1 protein-coding gene is annotated in these 534 nt (G+C 61.4%); it reads right to left on the reverse strand.

Translation table 11 applies throughout. The features are described from left to right. Window positions 1-534 (reverse strand): DUF4340 domain-containing protein (locus tag NW807_RS10510; RefSeq protein WP_414426072.1); only part of this gene is annotated, 534 nt, incomplete at both ends.

Genomic DNA, 534 nt, shown 5'->3' on the forward strand with positions numbered 1-534 from the left:
GAAGCTAGCTCCGCCTTGGTTTCAGCCGGAAACTCCACCGCTTGCAGGCGAGACAACGTATTGAGCAGACGGTCGACGTTCAGGTCATCGGCAGGCAGCTCGCGGGGCTCGACGATCTGCCACGTATTTTCTTGTCGCTCCAAGCGAACGACCTCTGGCTCTGCCTCGGCCAACTGCACCTGCAGAGACTTCACCGCCGCTGTGTCAAAGCGCAGCAGAGTTTTGTCCCGCAAAGCCAGCAGAGAAGGCAAGAGGGATCCCTTCTGGGTGCTGGCCAAGAGCACCACCTCTCCCCCTTCTGGCCTGGCGTAGAAGCCGGAGCCGTCGAAGTTGTCGTTGCCAATGTCCAGGCGGTAGGGATCCCCCTCTTGGGGGAAGAGGGCGATCTGGTGGCGCGGCTTATCTAGGCCGAAGGCCGCCAAATCCTCAGCCCCTTCCAGCGTGATTTGAGGCGTGAGGCGGGAGAAGCTGTTGAGCAACTGCTCCACCGGGAAGTCCAGCGCCGCCGACTGGATGGGACGGATAATGCGCCAA

The organism is Synechococcus sp. R70.1 (assembly GCF_047461675.1).
Taxonomy (GTDB): domain Bacteria; phylum Cyanobacteriota; class Cyanobacteriia; order Thermostichales; family Thermostichaceae; genus Thermostichus.